Source organism: Rhodococcus sp. IEGM 1307, from assembly GCF_030056915.1.
In the GTDB taxonomy this organism is placed as follows: domain Bacteria; phylum Actinomycetota; class Actinomycetes; order Mycobacteriales; family Mycobacteriaceae; genus Rhodococcus_F; species Rhodococcus_F opacus_D.
Genome location: NZ_JASHKW010000136.1, coordinates 1 through 215 on the forward strand (window position 1 = coordinate 1; position 215 = coordinate 215).

Annotated in this window: 1 protein-coding gene; it reads right to left on the reverse strand. The window is 69.3% G+C overall.

Features of this window, described 5'->3' with window-relative positions:
- Nucleotides 1-215 (reverse strand): hypothetical protein (locus tag QM841_RS43075; RefSeq protein WP_283336818.1); only part of this gene is annotated, 215 nt, incomplete at both ends.

Consider the following 215-nt stretch of genomic DNA (forward strand, 5'->3'; position numbering starts at 1 on the left):
CAGCGACCACAGACCGTAATAGCCTTGCAGCCCCGCGACGGCCGCGCCGCACCGGCCCACAGCGGCGACCGCCGCGGTCGCCCGGTGGAGCACGACATGACGCCCCGTGCGGGTGATCACCGCGAGGAACATGGGAGCGATCAGGATCGCGCACCCGGGCAGTGCATACAGGTCCACCCGGAAGATGGCCTCGCCGCCGTAGTTCTGCAGAAAGA